This is a genomic window from Aurantiacibacter sp. MUD11 (genome assembly GCF_026967575.1).
Lineage (GTDB): Bacteria > Pseudomonadota > Alphaproteobacteria > Sphingomonadales > Sphingomonadaceae > Alteraurantiacibacter.
In genome coordinates, this window is sequence record NZ_CP114054.1 from 1,213,574 (window position 1) to 1,230,895 (window position 17,322).

At 65.6% G+C, this 17,322-nt stretch carries 13 protein-coding genes and 1 tRNA gene; 5 read left to right on the forward strand and 9 right to left on the reverse strand.

All coding sequences use genetic code 11. From position 1 onward, the window contains the following. Both OZN62_RS06085 and OZN62_RS06090 read left to right on the forward strand, forming a co-directional pair. Positions 1–735 (forward strand): 7-carboxy-7-deazaguanine synthase QueE, encoded by a 735-nt coding sequence (locus tag OZN62_RS06085; RefSeq protein ID WP_269101899.1) that lies wholly within the window; start codon positions 1–3, stop codon positions 733–735. Positions 736–740: 5 nt separating this feature from the next. After that, the gene (locus tag OZN62_RS06090; protein WP_269101900.1) at positions 741–1,514 is read left to right on the forward strand and encodes a hypothetical protein; all 774 of its coding nucleotides are present in this window, start codon (positions 741–743) and stop codon (positions 1,512–1,514) included. Positions 1,515–1,648: 134 nt separating this feature from the next. Here OZN62_RS06090 and OZN62_RS06095 read toward each other — a convergent pair whose 3' ends face one another. The 5 genes from OZN62_RS06095 to OZN62_RS06115 form a co-directional block, all read right to left on the reverse strand. Beyond that, complete coding sequence (locus tag OZN62_RS06095) at positions 1,649–3,259, reverse strand: ATP-binding protein (protein WP_269102118.1); 1,611 nt, start codon at positions 3,257–3,259, stop codon at positions 1,649–1,651. 315 nt (positions 3,260–3,574) lie between these two features. Beyond that, positions 3,575–4,330, reverse strand: coding sequence for a TIGR02186 family protein (locus OZN62_RS06100; RefSeq protein ID WP_269101902.1), 756 nt, complete (start codon positions 4,328–4,330; stop codon positions 3,575–3,577). After that, complete coding sequence (locus tag OZN62_RS06105) at positions 4,327–5,244, reverse strand: sulfite exporter TauE/SafE family protein (RefSeq protein WP_269101903.1); 918 nt, start codon at positions 5,242–5,244, stop codon at positions 4,327–4,329. The genes OZN62_RS06100 and OZN62_RS06105 overlap by 4 nt, the downstream gene beginning before the upstream one ends. A 54-nt stretch (positions 5,245–5,298) precedes the next feature. Beyond that, a complete protein-coding gene (locus tag OZN62_RS06110; protein ID WP_269101904.1) occupies positions 5,299–6,450 on the reverse strand; it encodes a hypothetical protein in 1,152 nt (383 codons plus the stop codon). Beyond that, positions 6,447–7,850, reverse strand: a complete 1,404-nt coding sequence (locus tag OZN62_RS06115; RefSeq protein WP_269101905.1) for a glycosyl transferase family protein — start codon at positions 7,848–7,850, stop codon at positions 6,447–6,449. Before OZN62_RS06115 ends, OZN62_RS06110 begins: the two co-directional genes overlap by 4 nt. A 138-nt stretch (positions 7,851–7,988) precedes the next feature. Between OZN62_RS06115 and nhaA the strand changes: the two genes are divergently transcribed. Continuing rightward, entirely contained in the window at positions 7,989–9,212 is a 1,224-nt protein-coding gene (gene nhaA / locus OZN62_RS06120) for a Na+/H+ antiporter NhaA (RefSeq protein ID WP_269101906.1), read from the forward strand. Positions 9,213–9,260: 48 nt separating this feature from the next. Here the strand turns inward: nhaA and OZN62_RS06125 are convergent, their stop codons facing one another. Then, positions 9,261–9,545 (reverse strand): DUF3297 family protein, encoded by a 285-nt coding sequence (locus OZN62_RS06125; protein ID WP_269101907.1) that lies wholly within the window; start codon positions 9,543–9,545, stop codon positions 9,261–9,263. 141 nt (positions 9,546–9,686) lie between these two features. On the opposite strand from OZN62_RS06125, the gene OZN62_RS06130 reads away from it, so the two are divergent. Together OZN62_RS06130 and tig are read left to right on the forward strand one after the other, a co-directional pair. Beyond that, positions 9,687–9,771 (forward strand) — tRNA-Leu (locus OZN62_RS06130). 63 nt (positions 9,772–9,834) lie between these two features. After that, on the forward strand, positions 9,835–11,412 hold the full coding sequence (gene tig / locus OZN62_RS06135; RefSeq protein ID WP_269101910.1) for a trigger factor: 1,578 nt from the start codon (positions 9,835–9,837) through the stop codon (positions 11,410–11,412). 62 nt (positions 11,413–11,474) lie between these two features. Here the strand turns inward: tig and OZN62_RS06140 are convergent, their stop codons facing one another. From OZN62_RS06140 to OZN62_RS06150, 3 genes are all read right to left on the reverse strand, one after another. Next, positions 11,475–13,595 (reverse strand): TonB-dependent receptor plug domain-containing protein, encoded by a 2,121-nt coding sequence (locus OZN62_RS06140; RefSeq protein ID WP_269101911.1) that lies wholly within the window; start codon positions 13,593–13,595, stop codon positions 11,475–11,477. An 82-nt stretch (positions 13,596–13,677) separates the two neighbouring features. Beyond that, entirely contained in the window at positions 13,678–15,183 is a 1,506-nt protein-coding gene (locus OZN62_RS06145) for an amidase (RefSeq protein ID WP_269101913.1), read from the reverse strand. Positions 15,184–15,223: 40 nt separating this feature from the next. Further along, positions 15,224–17,299: a TonB-dependent receptor plug domain-containing protein gene (locus OZN62_RS06150; protein WP_269101914.1), complete on the reverse strand. Its 2,076-nt coding sequence runs from the start codon at positions 17,297–17,299 to the stop codon at positions 15,224–15,226. Positions 17,300–17,322 lie beyond the last annotated feature (23 nt).

The following is a 17,322-nucleotide window of genomic DNA, read 5'->3' on the forward strand; positions in this document are numbered from 1 at the left end:
TTGGCGCTCGTCCTCGCCACCCAGGCTCCCGGCGAGCCGGAGATTTTTGCCAGCATCCAGGGCGAAGGCCCCAGCGCGGGCATGCCCGTCGCCTTCGTGCGCCTGTCGCGCTGCAACCTCGCCTGCGTGTGGTGCGACACGGCCTACACCTGGCATTTCGAGGGCGACAATCGCCCGCATCGCTCCGGCGAGAGCTTCGAGCGCAAGGCCAACCAGATCGAGATGGACGAGGAGGAGGTGGCTCGGCGTATCGCCGCGCTGGGCCGTGACCGCCTCGTCATCACCGGCGGCGAGCCGCTGCTGCAGGCGGGCAAGCTTGCGGTGATGCTGGAGCACCTGCCCGACATGCAGGTGGAAATCGAGACCAACGGCACCATCGATCCGCCTGCGCGGCTGGATATCCGGGTGGATCAGTACAACGTCAGCCCCAAGCTGGCGCACAGTGGCAACCCGGCCGACCTCGCGCTCAAGCCCGAAATGCTCGACCGCTGGGCCACCGACGAACGCGCCGTGTTCAAGTTCGTGATTGCCGAGCCGGGCGATGTCGACGAAGTCCTCGCCCTCGTCCGCACCCACGCCATTCCGCCCCGCCGCGTATTCCTGATGCCCGAAGGAACCGACAGCGAGACCCTGCGCGAGCGCGAGAAGTGGCTGGTGGATATCTGCCTCGAACATGGCTTCCGCCTCAGCGACAGACAGCATATCCACCTGTTCGGGGATACGCGGGGGACCTGATTCGCATGAGTTTTCTGGAGACTACGAGCGCCAGCCAGCGGGCCGGTGCCGTCATCGGCCTGATCGTCATCGGGCTGGCGGTGCGCATTGTCATGGCCGGCGGGGTGGAACGGTACTTCGACCCCATGGCCGTGGTGGAGGATGAACTGGTCGCCGCGCTGGAAGAACATCCGGGCGACCTGCTGGTGCTGGATGCCATGCGCACCTACTTCCCCGACGATTACGAAGACCTGATCGAGACCATGGCCGACGTTGCCGTGGAAGGCGCGCCAAGCGAGCTGATCGCCGATGCCGGCAACGCCCAGCTGGCCCTGTTCCTCTCGCGCCACAAGAACGACTTCGCCAATGCCCCGACCGCCAATCTCGATGCCGCGCTGGCGAGCGAGATTGCGCTGATGGAGGCCCTGCAACAGCAGGATGTCGGCGCGTGCAGCGCCTATGCCTTCGGCATCGGCCTGTTCGAAGGCAAGCCGAGCGAAGAGGTGCGCGAATTGCTGGGGCAGTCGGTGGTTGCCAAGGTGCAGGCCATGTCCGCTGGCCGGACCGACCAGCAGATGCGCCTCGAAGTGACCGGCCCGATGATGGAAGAACTGGTCGCCACCATGCAGGCCAACGGCGCCAGCGAGGCACAGGTTACGGTTGCCCTGCAAGGCAGTGCCGACTTCGTCATGGCCGACAGCCAGCGCTGCGACGCGGCGCTGATCACCCTGCGCTCGATCCAGCAGCAGGAAGAATACGCCCGCGCCATGATGATCGGCGAATACCTGGCGGTAGGTTGATTTGTTTGCCTTGCGATCCGGCATACCCCGGATCGTCCTCGCAATTTGCACAGGCAAGCTGCGCCCGCTGCGGGCAGCGAAGCGGAGCGATTAGCACCGAGGACGAACGCGCGGAGGCGCGTTCGAATAGCCAGTTAGGTCCCCTGCGCGCGCCAGCGCTGGACGGTGCGGTGGACGACTTCTTCCTCGCCGCCGCCCGAGTTCCACAGCTCGACGAAGCTCGGGTCTTCCGACGCCGGACGCTTGCTCTCTTCGAGGTTATCGAAGCTGACACGGATCGGGATCGACACACCCTCGCCGCAGATGATGCACTCGCGGTTGCGCAGCGCCGGGATGCTATCGAGGAAGCCGCGCGCGCCTTCGGGCATGGCCGCCTTCACGAAGGCCTGGTCGCGGTCGTTGTTCAGGCGCATCGAGATAATCGTGCCGCACTGAGAGAGCACGCCTTCAGCAAGGTCCGACGGACGCTGCGTGATCAGGCCGAGGCTGATACCGTACTTACGGCCTTCCTTGGCGATACGCGAGAGCACGCGGCCGACCGAGTTGCCATCGGCATTCTTCTCGTTCGGCACGTAGCGGTGCGCCTCTTCGCAGACGAGCAGGATCGGGCTGGTCTTCTCGTTCCGGCCCCAGATGGCGAAGTCGAACACCAGGCGGCTGAGCACCGCCACCACCGTGCTGGTGATGTCGGACGGCACGCCCGACACGTCGATGATGGAGATCGGCTTGCCGCTGCCCGGCATGCGGAAGATCTTCGCCAGGAAATCGCCCATGGTGTCGCCCACCAGCATGCCCGAGAACATGAACTGGTAACGCGGGTCGGCCTTGATCTCCTCGATCTTGGTCTTGATCCGCATGTAGGGCGCGGTGTTGGTCGCCTTGTCCAGCTTGCCCATCTCGTCCTGCACCAGGTTGCTGAGGTCGGACAGCAGGTAGGGGATCGGCGAATCCACGGTGATCTTGCCCATGCTGGAGGCCAGGCGGTTCTTCTGCCGTGCGGCCAGCAGGCACTTGGCTAGGATGTCCTTGTCATTCTGCAGGTCGTTGCCGGTCGACTTCAGCAGCACTTCGCAGTGCTCCTCGAAGTTCATCAGCCAGTACGGCATCTGCAGGTTGGAGACGTCGAAGATCATCCCGTAGTTCTTGAACGCGGCGGAATACTCGCCGTGCGGGTCGATCATGACCACGTGGCCCTGCGGCGCCGCCTCGCAGATGCGGTGCAGGATCAGCGCGGCACTGGTCGACTTACCGGTACCGGTGGAGCCGAGCAGCGCGAAGTGCTTGCCCAGCATGGCGTCGATATAGAGGCCGGCGCGAATATCGCTGGTGGGATAGACGGTGCCGATCTGGATCGAGCTGCGACCGTCGCTCGCATAGATCTGCCGCAAGTCCTCGGTCGTCGCCGGATAGACCAGCGCGCCGGGGATCGGATAGCGCGTCACACCGCGGCGGAAACCGTGGATCTTGCCGGTCAGCTTCTCTTCCTGGCCTTCGCCCATGAAGTCGATGTTGGCGACCACCGAATTGCCGCCGGCGCGGCGATCCTGCTTCTGGTTGCGCACGCTGGCGAGCAGCCAGCCGTCCTTGGTGCGGATCTTGATCTGGCTGCCGACCTGGCCCGCCAGGGCGATGGACGGGTCGGGATGCTCCATGCATTCGTTCAGCCGCTCCAGGTCCAGTGCGATCTGCGAGCCGGAACCGGCGATATCGAGCACCACGCCAATCGGCTGACGCGCCGATTCCATGGCGGCTTCGTCGATTTCGGGTGCCTGCTGCTTGGCCGGTGCCGGCGCGGGAGCGGGCCTGGCCTGCTGCTGCGAAGGCGGCGGCGGTGCGCCGCGATGCGCCTGCTCCGCCGGGGCAGCCTGCGGGGCCGGCGCCGGCTGGCCGCCATGGGCGCGCTGCACGTCGGCATCGCTGGCGGGTGCGGAGTTGGTCGTCGAAAATCCCTGCCTGGGCATGTCAGTCATAGAATTCGCTTTCGCGGCAATGGTTAACGCCGCATGCGATAGCCCAGACCTAGTTAAGATCGCATAAACCCCGTTCGCATCGGAATTGCGCTAGATCAGCGCGAACAGTCGCCCTGCCGCCCAGCCCATCACCACCGACAGCGCGACCGCGAACAGCCCGTAAAAGAAGGCAAAATCGTTCGCCGCCTCTTCCACGCCCAGTTCGAAGCCTTCCTTGAAGACCTGCACTTCCGCCGTCGCGGAGGAAATCACCCGGCCATCGGCAATGGCAAAGGTTTCCGCGACATAGCGCCCGGCCACCACGCTGGAAGGGATGGGAATGTCGGCGCGGTAGAGCACGCCTTCGGAAATCTCCACGCCATTGTCGTACTGTGCGTAGAAGCCCTGGCGAGTGCGCAGGTCGACCAGTCCGGCGGAGAAGCGCGCCTGCTCCTCCGGGTCGATGATGCCCGATGGGGACAGCTGGAGATAGTCCAGCCCCAGCTCGTAGATCGCGGCGGTGCGTTCATCGACGATGTCGAGCACCGGGCGCGAGCTGGCGAGTGCGTAGAATGACGGCACCGAACGGTATTCGGTGGAGCCAGCGTTCAGCCAGATGCCGAGGAAACGCTCCTTCTCGCGCACGCGGATCGGCTCCGACGGGCCTTTCAGCACGACCACGACATCGTATTGCGTATCGGTCTCGGCCGGGTCGAGCACCGCACCGTAGAGCAGCAGCGTATCGCCGGTGAAGCCTTGCCGCAGGACGATCTCGTGCTGCGAGATATCCGGCACCAGGATGGGATCGCGCTCCTGCGCGCCGAGCGGCGCGGCGACCAGCGCCAGCAGGAGCAGCCACCACCTCACAGCGGCACCACCGAATAGACCTCGTCCGGCTGGACGAAGAGGTTCCCGGCCATGCGCAGGGCAATCGCCAGCACGATCGCGGCGAGGACCAGGCGCAGGTGCTCGGGCTTGGCGAAACTGGCAATCTTGGTGCCCAGCTGCGCGCCGGTGACGGAGCCGATCAGCAGCAGGCCGGCCAGCACGATGTCCACCGCGCGGGTGGTGAAGGCGTGCACCAGCGTCACCAGCATGGTGATGAAGAGGATGTTGAACAGGCTCGTGCCCACCACGACCTTGGCGCTCATGCCGAGGATGTAGAGCATGGCCGGCACCATGATGAAGCCGCCGCCCACGCCCATCAGCATGGTCAGCACGCCAACGATCAGGCCCAGGATCAGCGGTCCCAGCGGCGAGATGTAGAGCCCGGAGCGGTAGAAGCGCCAGCGATAGGGCAGCCCGGCGATCATCGGGTGGTGGCGGCGCTTGGCAGCGCTTTTCTTGCCGCCGCCGAAGCGGCCCGGCCACAGCGATTGCAGTGCCTCGCGCCCCATCAGCGCGCCGATGGTACCCAGCAGGATCACGTAGAGGATGTTGATGACCACATCGATCTGGCCGAGGTCGCGCAACAGGTTGAACAGCCCCGCCCCCAGCAACGCCCCCAGCATGCCACCGGCGACGATCACCAGCCCGATATGGTAGTCCACACCGTCGTTGCGGCCATGCGCGAACACGCCCGACACGCTGGCGCCCGTCACCTGCGTCGCGGCGGACGCGGCAGCCACGGTGGGCGGAATGCCGGAGAAGATCAGCAGCGGGGTCGTCAGGAAGCCGCCGCCCACGCCGAACACGCCCGACAGGATGCCGGTCGCCGCGCCGAGCGCGATGATCAGCAGCCCGTTGACCGCGAGATTGGCAATGGGAAGGTAGACATCCATGATCCGCGCCTAATGCATCGGCGGGCTTGATTGAAGGTGAATGCTACACTGGCGCTAAAATCCTGCCGTTAGTGTGAGCGCAGGGCCACTAGCAGGCTCGGCATCGCCGGCCACGCGGAACCGGTAGTCTGCCGAAAGGCGTCCGCGCGCCTCGCCCACACGGAAGCTGATCCCGGCACTCGGCCCGACGTCGAGTCGCTCGGCATCGTCCTGCCAACCGCCCCATGCCGCACCGCCGGCGGTCAGCCGGAAGTCCTCGCCGACCGCCAGCTGCCGGGTGATCCGGGCCTGCCCGTCGAAGAACGGCGTGGCGAATTCCCCGGTGACATAGCCACCCTGCACATAGGCTTCCGCCGTCAGCCCGGCGGGCAGCGCGACCGGCGGCAGTTCGCTGACGGCATAGGCCGCGCCGCGCAGTTCGGTGCCGCGGTCGGTCTCGCTCACCCGCGCCTCCGCCGCGAGGCGGACCGGGATACTGCCGAGCGGGCGCGCCGAAATGCCGGCGGCCACGTCCGTCTCGCTCGCCCCTTCCAGCGCCCTGGTGGCGCGCAGGTGCAGTTGCGGAGCATGGCTGCTGGACGGAGCCAGCTGGTAGCGGACCACTGCGCCGACCTGGCTGCGGCCATAGCTCGGCCTGCCGGAAGTAAGCGGGGTGGTGGTATCGTCGCGCCACAGCGCCCAGAGGTCGAACGACCAGCGGCGCTCCTGCCTGTCCGCGGCGAAGTCGCGCGCGGCTTCGGGAGCGTAGACGGCACCGGGCGCTACCGGCCCCGCTCCGGGACGGTAGGGTGCGTTCTGCGACGCCTTGGTGCCGCTCTGGTAGCCTGCCGAAAGCAGCATGGCATGGGCCATCAGGCGGTTGGCATTGCGCAGGCTGCCACGCGCCACCGGGCCGCCGAAGGCGACATCGCGCACCGGTTCGGGCGAGAAGTCGGGCCGCTCCAGCGGCTCCGCCGCCGGCGAATACAGCCATTCGGGAGCCTGCGCCTCCACCGGGACATTCGGCGTAAGCATACCCGCGTGAGCCGAGCGCTGCGGCGGCGCCATCGGCGCGCCCTCCACCTCGGTCACAGGTGCCAGCTGCAAGGGCGTCGCCTGCGGACCGAAGGGAACTTCCCACAAGACGACGCGGGTCAGCACCCAGGCGCCCAGCAGCAGGCCCAGCGAAAGCAGCGGCCAACCGCGGCGGGAGTGCCCCGCACTCATCGCGCCCACTCCAGTTCCACGGTGCGGGCGGGATGGCTGTCATGCGCGGTCTTTTCCCATTCGGGCGCCACGCCGCGCAGGCTCTTGGCGTAGGCGAACAAGGCACGGTAGCCGGCCATGATGCTGATGACATTGGCCACCGGGATCCGCAGCACCGCCCGCAACCCCTCGGCCCAGCCATATTCCAGGCGCGTGAAATTGAACCGCATGAAGGCCCGCCAGGTGAAGCTGGCAATGTTGACCGCCAGCAGGGTCAGCAGCAGCGAAGACGGCTCCCACGGGCGATCGAGCCCGGCAAGGTCAAGCACAGTCAGCACGACGGCGACCGCAAACAGGGTGTAACCGGTAAACAGCACCAGCGCCGACAGGGGTCCGCGCCGGTCGCGCATGCGCATCCACCATTCGGCCAGGCCTCCGGTCCAGCCGAGGCGATCCCAGCCCTGGAAGGCGATGCCGTGCATCCAGCGCGCCTTCTGGCGCACGGCGCGGCCCAACTGCGCCGGGAAATAGGCACGGGTCGCCACCAGGCGTCCGTGCTGGTCGCGCACGCGCAGGAACCTGGACTTGCCGCCGAGTGCAGCGACGCGGATGCCCAGCTCGTAATCCTCGGTCAGCGAATCCTCATCGAACGGGCCGGGGCGCCCGGCATCGCGCGCCATGTCCGCCAGCATGGCGCGATCGAAGGCGCAGCCCACCCCTGCGGCGGGCAGGCTGGTGCCCAGCGCATCGCGCACGACCATCGCCTTGCCATGCGCCTCGGCGAATTCCTCGCAATAGTGGCTGCCCACCCAGCGCGAATCGACCTGCGGCATCGGCAGCACCGGTAGCTGGACGAACTGGGCCGTTTCGAGCGCTGCGTCGAGCAGCGCCAGCGCGGCCGGATCGACCATGTCCTCGGCATCGTGCAGCAATACCATACGCGTCTGCCGCCCCGTGCGCAGTTCGTCCTGCTGCAGGGCCTGGTACAGCCGGTTGAGGCAATCCGCCTTGGTCGATGGACCTTCCCGGTCGTGCACCACGATCCGCACGCGCGGATCTCCTGCCGCGCCGCGCGCCGCGGCGGCCAGCGTGGCCGGATCGTTGCGATAGACGCCGACGTAGATGCGCAGGTCTTTCTGCGGCCAGACCCCCAAGGCATGGGCCAGGGTATCGGCGATCACGCTCGCCTCGCTCCAGGTCGGGATCAGCACGGCAGCCCTGCCTGTCAGGCGCCGCGCGCGAATGTCGGAAGTGTCCAGTACGACGGTGCGCGCGCGACCCGTCAGGCGCAGCCAGAACCAGGCGAGGTCCATGCCCAGCTCGTCCAGCGCGCCCAGCAGGAAGAAGAACCCGGCAAAGAGCAGCAGTTCGTGCTCAATCAGCGCCAGCCATTCCAGAACTGTCCAGGCCCCCTCACCCATACCCGCGACCCCCGTGTTTTTAAGGACTTACACGTATGGTTACCCGTTACGATGCAAAAGGCAATGTCGGCCCGGCCTTTCGTTACGGCCATAATGCGGGCTTGCATAAATGCCGCAATTGCGAAATGGGCTTGCGACATGGCCCAACCAAGTTTTCTACGCTCTGCCGTCCGTAACTTCAGCGCGCTGTTCAAGGCCGATGCCTTCGAAGGGATTCTGCTGATTGCCGTCGCCATCACGGCGATGGTCATCGCCAATTCCGGTGTCGCCGGCGCCTATTTCGAGCTGTTCAACGGCTACCTCTGGTCGAAGGACGTCTTCTACCTCAACACCGTCCACCTGTGGATCAACGACGGGTTGATGGTGATCTTCTTCTTCGTCGTCGGCCTCGAGGTTAAGCGCGAGCTGATCAATGGCAACCTGTCCGATCCGCAGCAGCGCAACCTGCCCGTCATCGCCGCCATCGCCGGCATGGCCGTGCCGATCATCGTCTTCCTCGGCGTCAGCGGCGGAGCGGCGGAATACCGTTCCGGCATGGCCATCCCGGCCGCGACGGACATCGCCTTCGCCATGGGCGTGGTCGGCCTGCTGGGCAGCCGCGTCCCCGCTTCGCTGCGCCTGTTCCTGCTGACCGTGGCCATCGTCGACGATATCGGCGCGGTCGCGATCATCGCGATCTTCTATTCCGACCCCAAGGTTACCTGGCTGCTGATCTCGCTGGCCGTGCTGATCGGGATGTTCGCGATGAACCGCTTCAAGGTCAGCAGCATGTGGCCCTTCGTCATCGGCACGGTGGTGCTGTGGTACTGCGTGCTCAACTCGGGCGTCCACGCCACCATCGCCGGCGTGCTGGCAGCCTTCACCATCCCGATGCGCACCAAGGACGGCAATTCCATGCTGGAAAATGCCGAACACGCGCTGGTGCCGTGGAGCGCCTACCTGGTGGTGCCGATCTTCGGCTTCGCCAATGCCGGCGTCAGCCTCGAAGGGCTGGGCTTCGATGCCCTGCTCGACCCGCTGCCGCTGGCGATCGCCGCCGGCCTGGTGCTGGGCAAGCAGGTGGGCATCTTCAGCGCCGTATGGGCCGCGGTGAAGCTCGGCATCGTCAGCAAGCCGCCTGGCTGCACCTGGGCCGAGGTATGGGGCGTATCCATCCTCTGCGGCATCGGCTTCACCATGAGCCTGTTCATCGGCGAACTGGCCTTCCCGGGTTCGGGCGAAATGGCGCGCCTGCTGCGTGACGAGGCCAAGATCGGCATCCTCACCGGCTCGCTGATCTCGGCCGTGCTGGGCTATGCCGTGCTGCGCATGACCACGACCCACCCGGAAGAGGTGGACGATCCGCGCGATCCGGTGGTCTGAAGGATTTGCGCCGGGCCTGCGGGCCCGGCACTTCAGCGAACAGCAGGCTTAGCCAGCCTTGGCGACGGGCGCGTCTGCGCCCAGGTCTTCGTACCAGGCTTCGACCGGGCCGTTCAGCTTGATCGTCAGCGGGCGACCCTTGCGGTCCACCGTCTTGCCGGCCTGTACGCGCACCCAGCCCTCGGAGATGCAATACTCCTCGATATCGTTGCGCTGCTTGCCCTTGAAGCGGATGGCCACGCCGCGCTGCAGCTTGTCGGCATCGAAGAACTCGCTGCGCGGATCGATGGCAAGGTGGTCGGGCGGAAGGTCGGTGCTGTTTTCGTCGCTCATGGCATTCGCCCCTAGCCGGGCTGGCGCAAAAATCAATCGCCCAGCAAAATGCCGCGCACCAGACCGTTGCCACAGGCGTAAACAGGCCCTATGGGCACCGCTTCGTTTCGCAGGCCTTGCGCCTGCACGGTTCGTCGGGCCGCGGGCGTGGCGGAATTGGTAGACGCGCTGGTTTTAGGTACCAGTATCGCAAGATGTGGGGGTTCGAGTCCCTTCGCCCGCACCAGTTCCGCTGGCCGCAATTCCGGCCCCGACGCACCGGATTTGAGAGTTTGAGCAAAGGCTAGTCATGCAGATTGTCGAAACCACCAACGAAGGCCTCAAGCGCGCCTACACCCTGACCATTCCCGCCAAGGATATCGATGCCAAGATCGAAGCCGAGGTGAAGAAGGTCGCCCCGCAGGTCCGGATGCCCGGCTTCCGTCCCGGCAAGGTCCCCGCCAACCTGGTGCGCAAGATGCACGGCGAAGCGCTGCACGCCGACGTGCTCAACACCACGGTGCGCGAATCGGTCGACAACCTGATCAAGGACAAGTCCCTGCGCCCGGCGCTGCAGCCGAAGGTGGAAATGGCCGACGGCTACGAGCAGGGCAAGGATGCCGAGCTGACCGTCGAAGTCGAAGTGCTGCCGGAAATCGAAACCCCGTCGATCGACGGCCTGAAGCTGGAAAAGCTGACCGTGCCGGTGAGCGACGAGCAGCTTGACGAAGCACTGGGCCGCCTGGCCGAGGGCCAGAAGAGCTACAAGGACGCCGCCAAGACCAAGAAGGCCGCCGACGGCGACCAGCTGATCATCGATTTCGTCGGCCGCGTGGACGGCACGGAATTCGAAGGCGGCAAGGCCGAGGACGCCCCGCTGGTGCTGGGTTCGGGCCAGTTCATTCCCGGCTTCGAAGACCAGCTGACCGGCGTGAAGACCGGCGACAAGAAGACCATCACGGTGACTTTCCCGGAAGACTATCCGGCCGAGAACCTGAAGGGCAAGGAAGCCGAGTTCGACGTCACCGTGAAGCAGGTGAAGGTCGAGACCGAAAGCAAGATCGACGACGATTTCGCCAAGGGTCTGGGCCTCGAAGGCCTCGACAAGCTGAAAGAGCTGATGAAGGGCCAGATCGAGCAGGAAAGCGCTCACCTCACCCGCACGCAGATGAAGCGCCAGCTGCTCGACAAGCTGGCTGCCGATCACGATTTCCCGGTCCCGCCGAGCATGGTCGACGCCGAGTTCCAGCAGATCTGGAACCAGCTGAGCCAGGAAGCCGCACGCGAGGAAGATCCCGAAGCCGCGATGAAGGAAATCGAGGCCGAGAAGGAAGACTACAAGCGTATCGCCGAGCGGCGCGTGCGCCTGGGCCTGCTGCTGTCCGAAATCGGCCAGGCGAATGGCGTGGAAATCAGCCAGCAGGAAATGCAGATGCTGATCCAGCAGGCCGCGCAGCAGTATCGCCCGGAAGACCGCGAGCGGTTCGTCGAATACATCCGCAGCGAGCCGATGGCCCAGGCCCAGCTCCGGGCGCCGCTGTATGAAGACAAGGTCGTCGACTTCCTGTTCGACAAGGCCGAAGTGACCGAGCGCGAAGTGACGCGCGAGGAACTGGAAGCCGCGATCGAGGCGGAAGAAGAAGCCGAGGCCGAAAAGGCCAAGAAGGCTCCGGCCAAGAAGAAGGCTCCCGCCAAGAAGGCCGCTGCGAAGAAGGCCCCGGCCAAGAAGGCCGATGCCGAGAAGAAGCCGGCGGCGAAGAAGGCTCCGGCCAAGAAGGCCCCGGCGAAGAAGGCTGCTGCCGAGAAGAAGCCCGCTGCCAAGAAGGCTCCGGCGAAGAAGGCTGCTGCCAAGAAGCCGGCCGCGAAGAAGGCCCCGGCCAAGAAGTAAGACCTGTACGCTCCCCGTCGCCGCGGCGGCGGGGAGGCAGGTTGCTTACCTGAATTCCAGACTCAGAAGCTGCCGGCGACGGTCAGGTTGAAGACCTGGCCGATCGAACGGCGGCGATCTTCCGTGAACAGCACCGGCGATACGTCGCGCGGACCGGCATAGACGGTGCGCAGCGTGGTCGTGTTGGCGTCGAAGACGTTGCCCACGCGCAGCCGCACGGTCGCGCCGAACACGTCCTTGTGCTCCACGAACACGGCACCGAAGGTGCTGGGCGAGTGGTCGGTGATGATTTCCGCCACGCGGTAGGACGGGGCGCGTTCGGTATCGCGGAACTCCAGTCCCCAAGCATAGTCGGTTTCCGGGATGTCGTGACGGAAATCAAGGCGGATCTCGAACGGATCGTTGCGGTCGAAGCGCCGCTCGACCCCGGTAACGGGGTCGACGAGGTTCGAATCCTCGATCGACATCCGCAGGTCCAGCTGCGCGCCGGCAAAACCCAGCGGGGTCATGTCGAGCGTGCCGAAGAAGCGTGCGCCGCGACGGTTGGCGCTGGCGATATTGCCGCGAGCCTCGCCGCCACCGACGACCGGCACGATCAGCACGAGATCCTCGATCCGCTCCTCGAAGAGGGTCAGGGTGGCCGAACCGTAGCGGCCGAAGTTCTTGGCGATCTCCAGCTCGAACTCCCAGCTCTGCTGCGGGCGCAGTTCGTTGTTGCCCGCATTGGCCTGGTCGTCTGTCAGGTTCACGCTCGCAAGGAAGTCGCCGAAATCCAGCTGCCCCACGCGGCGTGCGACCTCAAAGTTGATATCGAGACCCTCCAGCGGCGCCCAGGCCACGCTCATCGAGCCCTTGGGACGCTGGAAAGAACGCGCATTGGGATTGGCGCCGGTCTGCGAAATCTCCGAATACTCGCCGCCGCCGATAAGCTGCACGGAAAGGTTTTCGGTAATCGGGAAGCCGACGCTGAGCAGCGCCTCGTAGCGATCCTCGCGCACGCCGCCGACGCCGGCGGGGAACGGGATTTCGACATACTGGTCGCCCAGTGGATCGTAACCGAACAGGCTGCCGACCTGGTCGAGCCGGTTGAAGGCGGCTTCGCCCGAAAGCTGCCAGTCGGCGCCCAGCATGCCCCAGCGGTATTCCGCACGACCGATCCGCTCGCCGGTGTCCGACAGGCGCGCAAACTGCGAGCCGCTGGTGGGCAGGACACCCAGGTCGAGCAGCGAGTTGGTGACGAAGTCGCCGTGTTCGTAGGATTCCAGACCGATCAGCTTGAGACGACCGGGACCGAGGGGAAATTCGATGTCCGCGCCAATCTCGTAGAACCACTCGTCATTGGTGGCGCGGAAACGCTCGTGGAACGGGTCCAGCGGGTTGTCGTCGACGCGGCGCTCTTCCTCGCGGCTGCGGAAGAACTGCAGGCCACCCGTCAGGTTGAGGTTGGCAACCACGTCGGGCCCCAGGTCGAACTGGAACTGTCCGGTCAGCGAGGGACGATTGAAATCGGCCTTGGTCAGGTTGAAGCGTTCATCGACGAAGCCGGTCGCATCGGTGAAGATTGCCGGACCGGCGGAACCGCGGATGAAGGAGGAATTTTCCAGCGCGATGGTGAAGTCGAGCGCGCCGCTTGCTCCGGAAATCGATACTTCGCCCTCGAACCAGCCGGGGTTGGCCGGTCCGGTCGAGAATTGCGGTCGCCATTCGAACTGGCCCGAGAGGTTACCCTGCTCGACGATGATATTGGCCACCCGCCCCGACAGGCCCGGAATGTCCAGGGTCGCGCCATCGACAACCTCGATGCGGATCACGTTCTCTACCGGGATGCGGGCAAGCTGTTCGGCCGTGCTGGTCGACTTGCTCGACAGGCGAGTGCCGTTGATCAGCACGTTTTCGTCCGCCTGCCCGAAGCCGCGGTTACCGCCGCCACCGCCGCCACCGCCACCGCGATTCACGGTGAAGCCGGGGATCTCTTCCAGCATGTCGGCCGCATTGCGCGGAGCGTACCGGGCAAAGTCCTCGGGGTAGTAGACCTCGCGTGCAGACGCGCCGGTTCCTTCGAAATCAGCCTCTTGCGGCGGATCGGGATTCTCCGCCGCAGTATCCGCGAACGCCGGAGTAGTCTGAAAAAGGATAGCCGCAGCCAACGCCAAGGTGGCGACCTGCGGACGGCGAATAGACACGCTCAGGGGGGCTCCTGTTGATTTTGTCCGGCCAGTTAGATGAAATCAATCTCGACAACAAGTGGACTTTTGTCACATTGTGTCACGGCACGGGATTCCAACGGGTTAGCGATGGTTCTGGCAATTCGGCACTGCGCGCACGCTCGTAGGCGGCGCCTGCCTGCAGGATGGCATGATCGCTCCACTGTGCACCGATGAAGGACAGACCGACCGGCAGCCTTTCGACATGGCCCATCGGCACGGTGAGGTGCGGATAGCCCGACACCGCGGCAAGACTGCCGATACCGATGCCGCCCAGCCAGTGGTCGCCCAGCAGCAGGTCGATATTCCAGGCCGGGCCACGCGTCGGTGCGACCAGGAAGGCAACGTCGTGCTCTGCCAGCAGCGCGTCGATCCCTTCGGCGCCCGCCAGCCGGCGCGCGGTTTCGCGGGCTTCGAGATATTCCGCCTCGTCGGTGGTCTCCAGCGCCAGCTCGAACACGTCCTGCCCGAACCAGCGCAACTCCTGATCGGCATGTTCGATGTTGAAGGCGATCAGGTCCGCCAGCGAGCGTACCGGGATGTCGGCGGGAGAGTTCTCGAGATAGGTGTTTATGTCGCGCTGGAATTCGTAGAGCAGCACCGTGTACTCGGCATCGCCCATCTCGGGATTGCCCTCGTAGGTGACGTCGACCAGCACCGCACCTGCCTGCCGCAGGTCGGTGAGCGCCTGCTCATAGACCTCGCCCAAAGGCGCGAACCCGCCGAACCGATCGCGCAGCACGCCGATGCGCACGCCTTGCAGGGAGGCTTCGGCCAGTCCCGCGGTGAAGTCGGTGGCGTAATCGTCGGCATCGGCGGTTGCCGGATCGAGCGGATCGCTTCCGGCAATCGCCGTAAGCAGCATCGCCGCACTGGTCACGCTGCGGGCCATCGGCCCGGCGGTGTCCTGGCTGGCGCTGAGCGGAACCACGTGGGTGCGGCTGACCATGCCCACGGTGGGCTTGAACCCCACCACGCCGTTGACGCTGGCCGGGCAGGTGATCGAACCGTCAGTCTCGGTGCCGATGGCCGCCCAGGCAAAGCCGGCGGCCACGGCTGCCCCGCTGCCCGATGACGAGCCGCAGGCATTGCGGTCTGTCGCATGCGGGTTGCGGGTGATGCCGCCCACCGCGCTCCAGCCGCTGGTGCTGTCGGAACTGCGGAAGTTGGCCCATTCGGACAGGTTGGTCTTGCCCAGCACCACCCCGCCCGCTTCGCGCAGCCGCGCAATCATCGGGGCGTCCCGGCCGGTATCGTTGTCTGCGAGCGCCAGCGAGCCAGCGGTGGTCGGCAATTCCCTGGTCTCGATGTTGTCCTTCACCAGCACCGTGCGGCCGCCGAGCGGTGTTCCTTCCTCGAAGGCTTCCCCGGCCTCCTGCGCGGCAGCGGGATTGAGCACGATCACCGAACCCAGGCCGTCGGCACCCCGATCGAACTGCAGAATTCGGTCAATCCGCTCCTGTGCGTGGCGTTCGGCGACATTCGGCTCGGCCTCCGCGCCGCCTTGCTGCGCAAGGGCAGGCGTGGAAATGAGCAGGGCGGCAAGCGGCAGGAGCAGGTGTTTCATGGGCGCCTTCTGCGCCACGCCCCTGCCCAGTGCAATACCCCTAGAAGTCCCCGGACAGGCGGAAATTGAAGATCGGCTGCACCGACAGGTCCTGCGTCTCGCGGAAGGCCAGCGGCGTGCGGTCGCGGTAACCCTCGTAGACATAGCGATCCTGGATCGCGCGCCCGTCGGTCAGGTTGAACACCGACAGGTTGGCGGTCATGCCGAACACGTCCTTATGCTCGATGAAGGCATAGGTGTAGGTCGGCCCTTCGTAGTTGAAGCCGGTTTCGCCGAGGCGATAGTAGGGCAGCGTGTGGTTGTATTCCATGCCGGCACCCCAGGCCCAGTTGCTGCCGGGAATGTCGTGCCGCAGTTCCAGGTCGACCTGGTGATCCTGGTGCCCGCCGAAGCTGCGCTTCTCGCCGGTCAGCGGGTCTTCCAGTTCGGTGTCTTCGAACTGCAGCGTGACTTCCAGCTGCATGCCGTTGAGGCCCAGCGGCTCCAGCTGGAAGGTGGTGTTCCAGTATACGCCCAGCAGGGTGGCCTTATCGATGTTGCCGCGCGTCTCCAGCCCGCCCGGAACCGGGATGAACTCGATGTAGTCGTCGATCCGGCGGGCGTAAAAGCGCAGGTTGGAACTGCCCCAGTCGCCCAGGTCCTTGGTGGCTTCCAGCTTGGCTTCCCACGTCTGCGGGGGCACCAGCTCGACATTGCCCGCGTTCTGCTGGTTCTGGTTGAGCGACACGCTGCGCAGGAAGTCGCCGAACGACAGCTGACCCACCGTGCGTGCGAGTTCGAACGACAGGTCGAGCCCGTCCGCCACCTGCCAGGCGAGGTTGATCGAACCCTTGGGGCGCCAGAAGCTACGCGTCAGGCCATTGGCCCCGGTCTGGGCGATGGTCGAGTATTCGCCTCCCATCCCGACCTGCAACGACAGGTTATCCGCCAGCGGACGGCTGTGCGTCAGGATCGTCTCGTACCGGTCCTCGGTCACCCCGCCGGTGCCGTTGGGGAAGGGAATTTCCACGAATTCGCCGCTGGGATCGAGGTCGAACAGCTGCGCGCTGCGATCCAGCCGGTTGAAGGCCGCCTCGGCATCGAGCTGCCAGTCGCCGCCCAGCATGGACCAGCTGTACTCGGCGCGGGCGATGCGCTCGCCGCTTTCGCTGCGCGAGGCAAAGCGGCTGCCGACGTCGTCACTGCCGTCCTCGAAACTGATGATCGAATCCGAGCGACCGCGATTGCGACTGTAGCTTTCCAGCCCGATCAGCTTGAGCCGTCCGCCGGCGAGGTCGAACTGTACGTCCGCGCCCAGTTCGTATCCCCAGCCGCGCACGCGGTCCTCGAACATGCGGAACCGGTCGACGCCGTTGACGAGGTCGCGCTGCTGATTGTCGCGGAAGTTCTGGTAGGCGCGGCGGTAGTTGGCATTGGCATTGACGATCGTGCCGCCGGGGCTGGTCCACTGGGCACTGCCCGAAATGCGCGGGAAGTCGCCGATGAACTGCATGCGGATGTCGCGCTGTTCGATAACGTTGCCGTCGGCATCGTAGATGAAGGCATTGCCGCCGCCTGCCGCGCCGCGACCCACGCCGTTCGACACCGCCATGGTCCAGTCGAACGTCTCGCCCGAACCGCTGAGCGACACCTCGCCGCCGATGTAGCTGGGCTCGGCATACTTGGGCCGGAAATTGGCGCGATAGGTGAAGCGGCCGCTGATTGCGCTTGGCTTGGTGATGACATTGGCGACCTGGCCGGACAGGCCGGCGATACCCAGCGTCGCGCCATCGACGATCTCGATCCGCTCCACCCGGTCGGTGGCGATGCGCTGCAACTGGCTGAACACGCCTTCGGACTTGTTGGTGATGCGTTCGCCATCGATCAGCACGTTGGCGCTCGCCTGTCCCAGGCCGCGCGCACCGTCTTCCCCGCGCACGGTGAAGCCGGGCACCTCGTTCAGCATGTCCAGCGCATTGCGCGGCGCGAAGCGGGCAAAATCTTCGGGCGTGAACACGCGCGTTCCGCTGCGCTGCTCCGCGGCATCGGGCGTTGCTGAGCCTTCCGGCAGGTCCGGTTCGGCCTCGGCCTCCACTTCCTGCGCGGCAACAGGCCAGGCGACGGCCAGCAATGCCACGGCTGCGGTCGTGTGAAAAAATC